At 66.2% G+C, this 12,598-nt stretch carries 11 protein-coding genes; 6 read left to right on the forward strand and 5 right to left on the reverse strand.

Going from position 1 to position 12,598, the window contains the following annotated elements; genetic code table 11:
• Window positions 1-263: 263 nt before the first annotated feature.
• From ACOQPQ_RS08920 to ACOQPQ_RS08935, 4 genes are all read left to right on the forward strand, one after another.
• Window positions 264-1,379: a DUF222 domain-containing protein gene (locus ACOQPQ_RS08920; RefSeq protein ID WP_420639089.1), complete on the forward strand. Its 1,116-nt coding sequence runs from the start codon at window positions 264-266 to the stop codon at window positions 1,377-1,379.
• A 224-nt stretch (window positions 1,380-1,603) separates the two neighbouring features.
• Window positions 1,604-3,109 carry a circularly permuted type 2 ATP-grasp protein gene (locus ACOQPQ_RS08925; protein ID WP_420639090.1) on the forward strand — a complete coding sequence of 502 codons (1,506 nt, stop codon included), beginning with the start codon at window positions 1,604-1,606 and terminating at the stop codon, window positions 3,107-3,109.
• Window positions 3,109-4,203 carry an alpha-E domain-containing protein gene (locus ACOQPQ_RS08930; RefSeq protein ID WP_420639091.1) on the forward strand — a complete coding sequence of 365 codons (1,095 nt, stop codon included), beginning with the start codon at window positions 3,109-3,111 and terminating at the stop codon, window positions 4,201-4,203. Before ACOQPQ_RS08925 ends, ACOQPQ_RS08930 begins: the two co-directional genes overlap by 1 nt.
• Window positions 4,204-4,216: 13 nt before the next feature.
• Window positions 4,217-5,284, forward strand: a complete 1,068-nt coding sequence (locus ACOQPQ_RS08935; RefSeq protein ID WP_420639092.1) for a transglutaminase family protein — start codon at window positions 4,217-4,219, stop codon at window positions 5,282-5,284.
• A gap of 24 nt (window positions 5,285-5,308) precedes the next feature.
• On the opposite strand, the gene ACOQPQ_RS08940 is transcribed toward ACOQPQ_RS08935, so the two are convergent.
• From ACOQPQ_RS08940 to ACOQPQ_RS08955, 4 genes are all read right to left on the reverse strand, one after another.
• Entirely contained in the window at window positions 5,309-6,166 is an 858-nt protein-coding gene (locus ACOQPQ_RS08940) for an ABC transporter permease (RefSeq protein WP_420639093.1), read from the reverse strand.
• 109 nt (window positions 6,167-6,275) lie between these two features.
• Complete coding sequence (locus ACOQPQ_RS08945; RefSeq protein ID WP_420639094.1) at window positions 6,276-7,247, reverse strand: ABC transporter permease; 972 nt, start codon at window positions 7,245-7,247, stop codon at window positions 6,276-6,278.
• Between the two features lie 97 nt (window positions 7,248-7,344).
• Window positions 7,345-9,096, reverse strand: a complete 1,752-nt coding sequence (locus tag ACOQPQ_RS08950; RefSeq protein ID WP_420639095.1) for an ABC transporter substrate-binding protein — start codon at window positions 9,094-9,096, stop codon at window positions 7,345-7,347.
• A gap of 321 nt (window positions 9,097-9,417) precedes the next feature.
• Window positions 9,418-10,482 (reverse strand): hypothetical protein, encoded by a 1,065-nt coding sequence (locus ACOQPQ_RS08955; protein ID WP_420639096.1) that lies wholly within the window; start codon window positions 10,480-10,482, stop codon window positions 9,418-9,420.
• Between the two features lie 49 nt (window positions 10,483-10,531).
• Here ACOQPQ_RS08955 and ACOQPQ_RS08960 point away from each other — a divergent pair, with 49 nt between their 5' ends.
• Both ACOQPQ_RS08960 and ACOQPQ_RS08965 read left to right on the forward strand, forming a co-directional pair.
• A complete protein-coding gene (locus tag ACOQPQ_RS08960; RefSeq protein ID WP_420639097.1) occupies window positions 10,532-11,089 on the forward strand; it encodes a UGSC family (seleno)protein in 558 nt (185 codons plus the stop codon).
• A 13-nt stretch (window positions 11,090-11,102) separates the two neighbouring features.
• Window positions 11,103-12,161 carry a hypothetical protein gene (locus tag ACOQPQ_RS08965; protein WP_420639098.1) on the forward strand — a complete coding sequence of 353 codons (1,059 nt, stop codon included), beginning with the start codon at window positions 11,103-11,105 and terminating at the stop codon, window positions 12,159-12,161.
• Here ACOQPQ_RS08965 and ACOQPQ_RS08970 read toward each other — a convergent pair.
• On the reverse strand, window positions 12,158-12,424 hold the full coding sequence (locus ACOQPQ_RS08970; protein ID WP_420639099.1) for a hypothetical protein: 267 nt from the start codon (window positions 12,422-12,424) through the stop codon (window positions 12,158-12,160). The two genes, ACOQPQ_RS08965 and ACOQPQ_RS08970, sit on opposite strands and share 4 nt — an antisense overlap.
• Window positions 12,425-12,598: the final 174 nt, after the last annotated feature.

The following is a 12,598-nucleotide window of genomic DNA, read 5'->3' on the forward strand; positions in this document are numbered from 1 at the left end:
TCAACTGCACGAGGCTTCCAGGCAGGGATTCCAAGGACGTGCCCGCTTGTCGTCCATGGCAGCGAGATTAAGTAGTAATTCATGTAGTTCCCATTATGTATCACCGTTTTGTGGATTTCTTGGGGGTTTTGGGGGTATGTGTCACCCTGCTGGGTAGACTAGGGGGCATGAGTCTTGGGCTTGTGACCAGGGGAAACGGCCGGAGTGCCGGGAGTTGCTCCTGTGGGTGCCTCTGTGCGGGGGCACCTGTGGATGTGGCCGGGATGAGCGATGCCGAGCTGGATGAGCATCTGCAGGCGCTCGGTCGAGTCCGGAGCCGCAACGAAGGCCTGATCGCCCAAGCCGCCGCCGAGAAGAAGCGTCGGACCCCCGGCATGGCCCCCGCCGCAGAGGTGCTCGGCGGCCTACGGATGAGCGGCCGGGCGGCCCGGAACACCCTGGATCAGGCCGAGCACCTCCAGCGGCTGTCCGCCACCCGAGATGCGCTGTCCGAAAGCCGCATCAGCCCGGAACACGCCAAGATCATGACCGCCGCCCACCAGAACGGCCGACTCGACGAGGCCAAGATGCTGCAAGCCGCCGAGGAGCAGACCCCCGACGAGTTCAAGAAGACCATGAACGAGCACCAGCAAGAACTCGACGGTGACGACGGTCAAGCCCGCCTCAACCGGCTCCGCCGGAAGCGCACCGTGAGCTTCACCGAGCGGGACGACGGAATGTGGCAGCTCTTCGCCCTCTTCGATCCCCAGGCCGCTACCCGCATCCGCCGTGCCCTCAACCACTGCACCGACCTGAAGTGGCGGGCCCGTAGTGGCCGGGAACACCGTTGGATGCAGCACCAACGGGCCGACGCCCTGGAACAACTGTTGACCCGCCACCTCGATGCCGACGGCCACGGTGAACCCCAACGGGCCACGCTGGTGCTGGTTGCCGACTACGACCTGGTGGACGACCGGCTGGGCAACCCTCGGCTGGCCGACGGGACGCCGTTGCCCGAGTCAGAGTTCCACCTCTTGGCCTGCGACGTCGACGTGCTCCCCGCCCTGTTCACCAAGGCCGAGCACCAACCCATGTGGCTCGGCGCCCAGCGCCACGCCAGCCCGGCGTTGCGAGCCGCCATCGAGGCCCGAGACCAGGGTTGCATTGGCTGTGGCAAGGGCCCGGAATGGTGCGTGGCCCACCACATCCAGGAGTGGCAACACGGGGGACCCACCCAGCCCGACAATCTCGTCCTCGTCTGCCACAGTTGCCACGACAAGGCCCACCACCGCAACCACACCGTCGAGCAGCACCCCGAGACCGGCCGCTACTACCTGCGGCCACCCTGGCAACAACCCCCGAGTCCCCCGGCAAGCCGACCCCTCGACCCCTGCCATTGACTGCCCAGCAATTGCCGGTCCGCCGAAGTCAGAACAACCAACCGGAATGACCTGGGTACCTGATGCCCATGCCCGTCGCCGACCGCCGGTAGATTGCCAACCCATCAAAGTCACCCGGCCTCCACGCAACCGGCGCAGCCGACCCGGCTGCCCCGCCAAAGTTAGAATCGGCACGCATGACCCGGACAGCCCGCAAGACCAGCACGTGAGACTGGCCGTTGAGCATGGCTTCTGACCGGTCCGCCGCATCCGAGGCTCTGGTGTTCTACGACGAGGCGGCGGATTCGGGAGGGGAGACCCGGGAGCAGTACCGCCAGGTCCAGGAGTGGTTCTCCCGGCTCACGATTTCTGAGGTGCAGGCCCTGGAGGCACAACGTGACCAGTCGTTTCGCCGTCAGGGGATCACCTTCACGGTGTACGGCAACGAAGAGGGCACCGAGCGCACCTGGCCCATGGACTTGTTCCCCCGCATCATCGATGCTGATGAGTGGGCCACCCTGGAGCGAGGCCTGATTCAGCGGGTCACCGCCCTCAACCGCTTTCTCGATGACCTGTATGTGGGTGAGCAGGCCGTGGTCAACGACGGGATCGTCCCCCGCTGGCTGATCGACTCGTGTACGGGGTTGACCCGCGAGGCCATGAGCGTTCCCGTCCCCCGGGGAGCCCGCTGCCTGGTGGCGGGCATCGACCTGGTGCGCGACGGTGACGGCACGCATCGGGTGCTGGAGGACAACCTGCGCAACCCGAGCGGCATCTCCTACGTGATCGAGAACCGGGCGGCCATGACCAAACTCCTGCCCGCCGCCTTTGCCAACACCTCCGTGCGATCGGTGGACCATTACGGACGGTCGCTGTTGCGGGCCCTTCAGTCCATTGCCCCGCCCGCCTGCAGCAGCGACCCCACCGTGGTGGTACTCACACCGGGCATCTACAACTCGGCCTACTTCGAGCACGCCTTTTTGGCCCGGAGCATGGGGGTCGAACTGGTGGAAGGTCGCGACCTGTTGGTGGACAACCACGTGGTGATGATGCGCACCACCCATGGGCGCAAGCGGGTGGACGTGATCTATCGCCGCATTGACGACGATTTCCTGGACCCGGTGGTGTTCAACCCCCATTCCACGCTGGGGGTCCCCGGCCTGATGGCCGCCGCCAGAGCAGGCACGGTGTCGATCGCCAACGCCGTGGGCAACGGCATCGGGGACGACAAAGCGGTGTACGCCTACGTGCCCGAGATGATCCGCTACTACCTGGGGGAAGAGCCGATCATCCCCAACGCCACCACCTACCTGCTGTGGGACGACGACCAGCGGGCCGAAGTGTTGGCCCGAATCGAAGAGCTGGTGGTCAAACCGGTGGCCGAGGCCGGAGGGTACGGCATCGTGATCGGTCCGCACGCAACCGAGGAAGAACTGGAAGACGCCCGCCGCAAGATCGAGGCCGATCCCCGCAACTGGATTGCCCAGGAGGTGGTCAACCTGTCTCGATTGCCCGCCTGGACGGGGGACGACTTCGCCCCCCGCCACATCGATTTGCGGCCCTTCGTTCTGTGCGGCGAACAGGTGGAGGTCATCCCCGGCGGCCTGACCCGGGTGGCCATGCGAGAGGGATCGCTGATCGTGAACAGCTCCCAAGGCGGCGGCTCCAAGGACACGTGGGTGTTGGGAACCCACGGGGACACCCCGGATGACGAGGCCGAGGCCGCTGAGCACTTGGCCGCGAGAAGGTAATGCTGGCCCGACACGCGGAGGACATGTTCTGGGCCGGCCGGTACCTGGAGCGGGCCGAGGACACCGCCCGGATGGTGCGGGCCACGCTCATGAGCACGGTGGCCGAGAGTCCGGCCCAATCCATTGATCGCATGCAGAATCTGGTCCACACCCTTCGCCTGGACGTGCCCGAGATCGGCCAGAACACCCAGCAGGTGGCCGCCCAAATCACCGACGCCCCCCCGCTGCTGCGCAGCCCGGCCGGGCTGGGGCTGGATGTGCAGGCCACCGCCACCCGGCTGGTGTCGTCACCGGCCCTGGTCGGTTCGGTGGTGTTCTGCATCGGGCGGGCCCGGGAGAACCTGCGCTCGCTGCGAGATCAGATTCCCTCCGAGCTGTGGGAGCAGATCAACCAGTTCCACCTGCAGCTCCGCCAAAGCAGCTCCTCCCAGAGCAACCTCTCCCAGAGCAACCTCTCCCAGAGACACCTCTCCCAAGGCAGCTTCGCGCAAGGCAACTTCGCTCAGATGATGGAACTTGATCCCTTCGGCACCCTGGATCAGGTGCGGGTCAATTGCCAGACGCTGGTCGGCATCATCGACTCGACCATGCCCCAGGGTGAGGGGTACCGCTTCTTGATGCTCGGCCTGATGCTGGAGCGAGCGGTCATGACCTCCCGCCTGCTCATGGTGCGGTACCCGGAACTGGACGGCTCGTCCTACGACGAGATGGCGCTCACCCTCCGATCGGTGTCGGCGCTGGAGGCCTATCAGCGAGCCTCCCAGTCGTCCCCCCACCCGGCCGACGTCGTGCGCTTCTTGTTGCTGAGCCCATCGTTTCCCCGGTCGGTGCTCTACTGCCTGCAGGCCTGCGAATCCCAACTCCGGGCCATTGCCGACGACACCAGCTCACTGCCCGGTCAGGTGCTGGGCCGCCTGCGGTCCCGGTTGGAGTTCGCCGACCTGGAGGAGCTGATGAGCGATCTGCCCCGGTACTTGCAGGATCTCGAATCGGGCATTCGGGATGTGGCCGACCGAATCAGCGTGGCGTTCTTCCGCCACGCCGAGGTCGTGGAGCTTCACAGCCAAGCCATTGGACCAGGGATTGCTCCATGAGGCTGGAATATTCATGAGATTGGATATCAGGTACCGCACCCGGTTCGAGTTCGACGCGCCGGTGCGTGAGTCGCAAAACGAACTGCGGGCCTGTCCCATCAACGACGGGACCCAGCAACTCCTGAACTACCGGGTGACGGTGTCGCCCCCGGTGCGGACCCTTTCGTTCATCGACTACTGGGGCACCCAGGTGGACCACTTCGGGGTGACCGAAGCCCACAGCACGCTGGAAGTGATCGCCGAAGCCTCGGTGTTGACCCGGGATCGGACCGAGGGTGATCACCCGAAGCAGAAGCCGGAGAACCAGCATGATCCTGAGTTTCGGGATCGGCACCTGGAGTATCTGGCCCGCACCGGCCACACCGACTGGTGTGCCAAGATTGCCGAACAGGCCAACCGGCTGGCCCAGGACGCCCAACTCGATCCCTGGGCCACCGTGCTGGCCATCCATGAGTTCACCGGAGAGTACCTGAGCTATCAGCCGGGGGCCACCGAGATCGGGGTGCCCGTCTCCGAGATCTTCGCCAAGGGCGCGGGCGTGTGCCAGGACTTCGCCCACCTGGCCGTGTCAATGTGCCGCAGCGTCGGCATTCCCGCCCGCTACGTGTCGGGCTACCTGTTCTCCACCGACAGCCAGATCATTGGGGACCCTGGTGGGAACCCTGACGGGAGCATCACCGGGACGCCTGACCAGCGCGGTGAGCCCGAGTCTGAGCCAGAGACAGACCCAGACTCCGCAGGCGACCTGGTGCGGGTGCAGACCCACGCGTGGTTCGAGGCGGCGGTGCCCGGGCGGGGCTGGCTGCCGCTTGATCCCACCAACCGACTGGCGGTGGGCCGCAGGCACGTGAAGATCGGCCACGGCCGCGACTACGACGACGTACCCCCACTGCGGGGCGTCTACTCAGGGCCGGGCACCCCTCGGATGGAGGCATCGGTGGAAATCCGCCGCATGGATCCCGCCCAGCCGCCGACCGCGCGCATGCAGCCCCTGGTGTCGCACGCCCCGGGGACTCAGTCCAAGGGCAACACAGCCCAAAGCCAAACAGCCCGGAGCCAAACAGCCCAGCAGCAGCAATAGCTCAAATCGCCCTCGGGCGACTGCTCAGATTCTGGCTTCGCGGACGTCGAGGCGTTTGAGCAACTCATCGCCGATGAAGTTGAGGGCCAGCAGGGTGGCGCACATCATGCCTGCGGTGATCAGGGAGATGTGCGGGCTCTCCTCCAGCCTGCCCTTGCCCGCGGTCATGATCGACCCCCAGGTGATGTTGGGCGCACTCACGCTGGCCCCGATGAACGACAAGCTGCCCTCGGCAATGATCACGAGGCCCACCGCCAGGAATCCGATCGAGACCATGGCCGGAATCACGTTGGGGAGAATCTCCCGGAACAACAGCCGGGGCCAGCGGGCACCCATCATGTGGGATACGGTCACAAACTCACGGGCCGCGAACCGCAGCGTCTGGGCTCGGGCGATCCGGGCAATGGCCGGGATGGCCAAGATCGTGACGGCAATGGTGACGTTCCAGAAGGTCTGACCCAACAGGGTCACGATGAACAGGGCGAACATCAGCGCAGGTAGGGCCAAGGTGATGTAGATCACGCTGCCCACCAGCGTGTCGATGGCTCCCCGGAAGTAGCCGGCCACCACCCCCACCAGGCAGCCAATCACCAAAGCGATGCCCACCGACACCCCGGCAATGGACAACGACACCCGGCCCCCCCAAATCGCCCGGGCGAACATGTCCCGGCCCAGTTGGTCGGTACCGAACCAGTGGGACCGCGACGGCCCCTGGTTGGCCTCGCCGCCCAGGGCGTAGGGATCGTCGATGAACCACAGCCACGGGACGAGCACCACGGCGAGAACCAGCAGGCCCAGCCACACCCCCGACACCAACAAGGCCCCATTGCGGCCCCCCCGATTAGGCGAAACTTCCAGTGCCGCCGCGGGTTGAGCGCTCATCGACTGAGAACTCAGATACGCGGTCGAGGTGGCGTCGCTCATTGCGGGCACTCCAAGTAGATCACAGGCAAGCCGGCACTTCGGCAACAACGGAGAGCAGCCATCACGCTCATTTCCGTCTCACCCGGGGGTCGAGGGCCGAATACAAGAGATCCACCAGGGTATTGATGGTGACGAACGCCACCGCGATCAATGCCACCAGCGTCTGCACCAGCAGGTACTCACGGGCGGCCACCCAGCCCACCAGCAGCGACCCCAGACCGTCGAGGTCGAAGATGAACTCCACCACGATGGCCCCGTTGAGGGCTTGGGCCGCCTGGATGCCGAACACGGTCAGCAGGGTGAAGCTGGAGGGGCGCAGCACATGGCGACCCAGGATCATGTGGGTGGGCAGCCCTTTCGCCCGGGCGGTGCCCACGAAGTCCTCCTGCAGGGTGCCGATCACATCGGTGCGCAGCAGCCGCAGATACACCGGCAAGAGCCCGGCGGCCAGCGCAATGGAGGGCAGGAACATCACCCGGAAGTGGGCGCCCAGACCCTGGGAGAGGGGCTCGTAGCCCGACAGGTCGAACCAGTCGAGCTTCACCGCGAACACCAGGATCAGGATCAAGGACAACGCGAACACGGGGATGGACAGCAACAAGAAGGCCCCGCCACTCGTCACTTTGTCGCCCACGCTGCCCTGGCGATAGCCCGACCACACCCCCAGCGGAATGGCCACCCCCAGGGCCAGCACCTGGGAATAGACCATCAGCAGCAGCGTGCGGGGCAGCGCATTGGTGAACGACTCGCTGAAGGTGAGGCCGGTGTTGTACGACTTGCCGAAGTCGCCGGTGAAGATGTCGGCCCCCCACTTGGCCCACTGCACGATGACCGGCTGATCGAGGTTGCGGTCGCGTTCGCACTCGTCGATCTGCTCCTGGGTGGCCGCCCCGCTGAGGGTCAACACACAGGGGTTGCCAGGCAACAGGCTGAGCATCCAGTAGAACAGCAGCGTCACCGCCAGCACGACCACCACCAACTGGCCCAGCCGCGGCGCAGCAAAGCGAATCGCCCGGACCAGGGTTCCTGTCCCGACCATCCGGATCAGCCGCCTGGTTCAGCCATGAGGCTCAGCCACCTGGACTCCCTATTGCCATCCGCCGGACGGGCCACTGGCCAGCCGTCTGGAGCGGCTGCTACTGGTCCAGCCAGACCTCTCCGAGGAATGCCCGGCCCTCCATGAGGGTCAGGCGTTCCCCTCCTTCGGGCAGGGTCAGCTCGTCCACTCCCCGCACGTAGTCCTGGGCGCCCACCACCCAGTTGGAGAAGTAGAACCACAGGTTGTACACCTGATCGGCGAAAACCCGGTTGACCTCCTCGGCCAGGGCCCGGCTGGCCTCGGGATCGTCGGCCACGAAGGCCTCGTCCAAGGCGGCATCGATGCGGTCATCGGTGATGCGCCCGAAGTTGATGGCGATGCCCCGGCTGTACTTGCTGTGCCACCACGACCGCTCCAAGGCCAACTCGAAACCGTTGTGATTGCGCCACAAGAAGGCGGTGAACAACCCGAAGATGGCGTTGTTGATGAGCTCGGCCTGGTCCACCTGGGTGATGGACACGTCGATGCCGCACTGGCGCCACATCTCGGCCAATAGCTCCGTGCTCAACAGATTGGCCGAGTCGTTGGTGGTGCCCAGCTCCACCTCGGAGATGCCCAGCCGTTCGATGACGGCCCTCCCCGCGTCGGGGTCATAGGTCGGGAAGCCGGAATCCTCCAGGTAGCCGGGCGTGCCCACCGAGAACGGGCCATTGGCGGGCGGCTGCCCGTCCCAGCGCAGATTGTTGTAGGTCTGCCGGTCGGTACATTGGGCCAGGGCCCGCCGGAACTCCACGTTGTCGAAGGGCGGGGCCTGGTTGTTGAACATCAGGTAGGTGACGTTCCCGTAGGCCTGGGGCTCCCAAACGGAATTGAACTCCTCGGTGTACTCCTCGATCCGGGTGCCGGTGTTGTCGACGCTGGCATCCAGATCGCCCGACCTGAGTGCCGCGAACCGGGTGTCGGAGTCGGGAATCGGTCGGAACTCGATGGCGTCCAGATAGGGGAGTTGGCGTCCCTCGGCGTCGGTTCGCCAGTAGTTGGGGTTGCGAACCACCCGGGTCACCTCGTTGGGAACCCACTCATCGAGCATGTACGGCCCGGTGCCGATGGGATTGCGGGCGCTGTCCTCCCCGAGGTCGTACATGGCGGGCGACGCCAGATAACCCAAGAACGCGGTCAGATAGTCGGGGAAGACGGCCACCGGGCGGCCCAGGATCACCTTGGCGGTCAGATCGTCGACGATCTGCACCTCTTGCAGCTCCACGTCGGAGAACACCAGGCCGGTGAGGACGCCCTTCTGCAGTTCCTCGAAGTGACGCTGCACGGCCACCGAATCGGCGGGCAGGCCATCGTGGAAGGTGATGCCCGGCCGCATGGTCAGGGTCCACTCGGTGAAGTCGTCGTTGGAGGAGAAGCTCTCCAGCAGGTAGGGGGCCACCGTCCCGTCGGCCAACTCGGTGGTGAGAGTGTCGTACATGGAGCGCAACACGATGTGACCTGACACCGCGGGCTGGGCCGTCACCGGGTTCCACCCGTTGTTGGTCTCGGCCTCGAGGCCGAACGTCAACGTGCCCCCGTACTGGGGCTCGGCGGGGGCAAGGGGAGCCTCGCCCCCGTCCTGCGCCGGGGTCTCCTCGGCCCCGGACGACTCGCCGCCCTGGTCGGCTTGGCTGTCGCCGTCCTGGTCACCGGACCCGGCGTCGCCACCGCCGTCGCCGTCACCGGAAGGGGCCGGGGGGTCATCTCCCCCGGACGGGGCGTCGGGCGCGGCGGTTGCCTCAGCCGCCACTCCGCCGGCACCGCTGTCGTCATCGTCATTGCCGCCGCAGGCCGAGGCCACCAGTGCCATGACGCACAACAGAGCCAGCCATCGCCAACTCGTCTTCGGTGCAAACCGGCCAGAATCCCGTCTGAGGCTAAACACGTCTCGAACCCCCCGTATCGGCAGTCCCCCAACCGTAGCCCAGGAACGCTCAGAACGCGGCAAACGCCATGAGCATCCGGAGACTCAGACTCCGGCGCCCTGCTTCCTCTTACTCAGCATCCGGAAACTCAGCATCCGGAGACTCAGACTCCGGCGCCCTGCTTCCTCTTACTCAGCATCCGGAAACTCAGCATCCGGAAACTCAGCATCCGGAGACTGAGCATCCGGCGCTCAGCTTCCGCGTGCTCAGAACCTCAAGTCCGACGACAAGTAGACGTCCCTCACCTTGTCCCCGAACTCCGGGTCGGATAAGGCGTCGGGCCCCTCGGGCACGCTCACTCCTCGGCGGGCGCAGTCCTCGGCCAGGGTGGCCACCAGGGTGGCCTCGTCCAGGTCGTCAAGCCGCTGGTCGAACACCTCGGCCTCGTGGTCATCGGTGAACACGAAGGCCTTCCACGACAGCGACACCCGCACCTCGTCGAAAGCATGCACCACCGGCGAGTGGCCCGGCTCCTCGATCACCCACTGTCGTTCCGGGGTCAAACTGCTCAAACTGCTCAAGCCGTTCAAACTTTTCCCACTGCTCAAGCTGTTCGAACTGCTCAGACTGGTCAAACGAATAGTGGCGTCGAAGCCGTACTTGGGATGGTCACCCGGCCCACCGATGCGCTCCACCCGGTGGGGCATGTAGTCGTTGTCGCCCATCACCCCGTAGTTGTAGGGCGGGTCGATCACCACCTGTTCGCCGTCCCAACCCTCGGGCCAGTAGGTGAACTCCCCGCCGGTGCCCTCGTAGTACCAGCACACCGCGGTGGCGATCTTCAACCGCCAGCGGTCGAAGCACCCCGAGTGCAACATGCAGTTGAGCAGCCAGGTGGGATAGCGGTCCCGGCCGATGCCCCGGAAGGCCGGGATGTCGGTGTGGCGCTCGTACTGACCGGCAGGAGCATTGATGTTCACGTAGGTGAAGTAGGGGCGCACCACCTCGGCGTCGTACAGCCTGCGGGCGGCGTCGATGAACCGGGGATTGTTCACGATCACGTCGGCCCCGGGCACCGCCTGCTCCTCGGCCCCCCACGTGGTGCGAAACACCGGGGGAATGCGGGGCTCGCCGTCCACCACCTGCACGAAGGGGGGAACGTCGCCGGTGCGGGCCCCGGCCCGGAGGTAGGCGCGGCTCTCGGCGAACTCGGCGCCGGCCAAGGTCATCGGATGGGGCGACTGCCGCTCCAGGATGCCGAGCAGCACATCGGGGTCTTCCAGGGCCTGTTCGAGAATGACCGGGGGACGGGGCAAGGTGGTCGTGCGCATCCCCGCCATCGTAGAACGCGGAGCGACACCGGGAATATAGGCTGGCCCAATGGCCCCCGATTCGCCGGCGCAAACCACGACCATCCTGCTGCCCACGGGGGAGGTGAGCGAGCCGGCCCAGCCGCTGGCCATCCGCAAGGACTCCCTGGCCGGGTCGGTGGTGGGCATCATCGACAACGACATGTGGCGGTCGATGGGCATCATGGCCGACGAGTTGTCCCGGCTGCTGGTGGACCAGGCCGGAGCGGTCGGGGTGGTGGTGCGGTCCAGCGGGCCGATGCACGGCGCCGATCCCGAGCAGTATCGCCGGGAGATGGAGGCCTTCCACCGGGAGGTGGACGCGGTGATCAGCGGTTTGGGCAATTGAGGCTCGTGTACGGCGTGGTGTATCCACGCCAGCAGCACCCTGGAGTCGATGGGTACACCCACGGTGGCCCTCATCACCGAGCAGTTCCGGGGCCTGGCCGAGGCCACGGCCCGGGGCCTTCGGGTACACGATCAGCCGTTCATCGTGTTGCCCTCGGGGTACGACGAATGGGCGGAGGAGGACATCAGGGCCGACATGGCGTCTCGCCTCGACGAGATCGCGGCCGCACTGGTGGCGTGAGAAGCCTTCTGCCATGACTCAACAAATCACCGTTTCGGGGGGGCCGAGCGAGGTGGAGGCCTACCTGCGGGAGCGGGGGATGACCGACGGGCTGCCCGTCGTGCCTCCCACCCCCGAGCGGGTGGCCGAGGCGGTGGCGGCCACCGGTTTGCCGGCCGACCATGTGGTGGCGCCCATACCCCCGCTGAACGCCCCGGCCACGGTAGAGAAGATCGCCGTGAACGCGGTGATGGCCGGATGCCCCCCGGAGGTGATGCCGGTGCTCGTCGCCGCCGTCGACGCCTTCTGCGATCCGCAGATGAACGCCCACGGCATCCAAACGACCACCAACCCGGTGGGCCCCATGATGGTGCTCAACGGCCCCATCCGCCGCCGGTTGGGCTTCAACGACGGCGCCGGATGCTTCGGCCCCGGCGTCCGGGCCAACGCCACCGTGGGACGGGCCCTGCGGCTGGCCTTGGTCAACATCGGCGGGGCCATCCCCGGTGAGGTGGACAAGGCGCCCTTGGGGTGGCCGGGCAAGGCCACGTCGCTGTGCGTGGCCGAGAACGAGGAAGCCTCCCCCTGGCCGCCCTGTCACACCGATGTCGGTTTCGCCCCCGACGACGACGTGGTCACCGTGCTGGCTGTGAACGGCATGTGGCCCATCACCGACATGCACCACGAGCCCGAGCAGGTGCTGCACCACGTGACCCACGGGCTGGCCCTCAGCGGGCCGTGCGGCGGCCACGACGCCCCCAACCCGTTCCCCACCGTGCTGGTGATGAGCCCGGTCATCGCCGAGATGGTGGCCGGATTGTTGCCCACCAAGCAGGAGTTGCGGGCACACCTGTTCGCCGAGGCGCGGGTACCGCTGGACTTCTACCCCCCGTACCGGCGTGAGGCCACCCGGGAGGTGCTGGCCGGCCGAGGGGTGACCATCACCGACGACCGGGTGCCCATCGTGTTGTCCCCCGACGACTTCGTGATCCTGGTGGCCGGCGGATCGGGTGGCCTCCAATCGGCGGGCCTGTCGTGCATGTTGGGCCTGCCCACCAGTCGATTGATCGGTGGCGGTCAGTCTCTGGGCTAATGAACCTCGAGGCCGAGTTGCTCGAAAATCTCGGCCCGGCGCTGCTCGTAGGTCTCCTCGTCCATGTCCCCCGCCTGGAACTTCTCGCTCAGCAGGGCGAAGTCCTCGTACAGCTCGGCCTCTGACCGGCCATTGGAGGGAGCCTCCTCCACCTCGAACGGGTCGTCGACTTTTCCCTGTCGCCGGGCCTGCTTGGCCGCAGCCCGCTCCCGCTTGTTCTTCTCCCGCTGACGCTTCTGAAAGCTCTCTGATCCTCGTCCCATGGCAATTCCTAGCTGGTCTGTGGTTGGCGATACGTGGGCACGTGTCGTGTGCTCAGAGTGGTCTGCGCAGAAGCACCTCCGTGCCGGAAGTCCTCTGTGCAGAAAAGCCATTCTACGCCCCCTGCGGGAACTTTCCGCACATTGCCGGAACGGTCCCACTCGCCCCCGATGACC

Source organism: Candidatus Poriferisocius sp. (assembly GCF_965219775.1).
Lineage (GTDB): Bacteria > Actinomycetota > Acidimicrobiia > Acidimicrobiales > Bin134 > Poriferisocius.

What these genes read in the sequence shown, in the direction of transcription:
- ACOQPQ_RS08945 (WP_420639094.1), bottom strand. Translation starts at nt 7,247, where the DNA reads ATGGTCGGGACAGGAACCCTGGTCCGGGCGATTCGCTTTGCTGCGCCG.
- ACOQPQ_RS08920 (WP_420639089.1), top strand. Translation starts at nt 264, where the DNA reads ATGAGCGATGCCGAGCTGGATGAGCATCTGCAGGCGCTCGGTCGAGTC.
- ACOQPQ_RS08940 (WP_420639093.1), bottom strand. Translation starts at nt 6,166, where the DNA reads ATGAGCGCTCAACCCGCGGCGGCACTGGAAGTTTCGCCTAATCGGGGG.
- ACOQPQ_RS08935 (WP_420639092.1), top strand. Translation starts at nt 4,217, where the DNA reads ATGAGATTGGATATCAGGTACCGCACCCGGTTCGAGTTCGACGCGCCG.
- ACOQPQ_RS08930 (WP_420639091.1), top strand. Translation starts at nt 3,109, where the DNA reads ATGCTGGCCCGACACGCGGAGGACATGTTCTGGGCCGGCCGGTACCTG.
- ACOQPQ_RS08970 (WP_420639099.1), bottom strand. Translation starts at nt 12,424, where the DNA reads ATGGGACGAGGATCAGAGAGCTTTCAGAAGCGTCAGCGGGAGAAGAAC.
- ACOQPQ_RS08950 (WP_420639095.1), bottom strand. Translation starts at nt 9,096, where the DNA reads ATGGCACTGGTGGCCTCGGCCTGCGGCGGCAATGACGATGACGACAGC.
- ACOQPQ_RS08955 (WP_420639096.1), bottom strand. Translation starts at nt 10,482, where the DNA reads ATGCGCACGACCACCTTGCCCCGTCCCCCGGTCATTCTCGAACAGGCC.
- ACOQPQ_RS08965 (WP_420639098.1), top strand. Translation starts at nt 11,103, where the DNA reads ATGACTCAACAAATCACCGTTTCGGGGGGGCCGAGCGAGGTGGAGGCC.
- ACOQPQ_RS08925 (WP_420639090.1), top strand. Translation starts at nt 1,604, where the DNA reads ATGGCTTCTGACCGGTCCGCCGCATCCGAGGCTCTGGTGTTCTACGAC.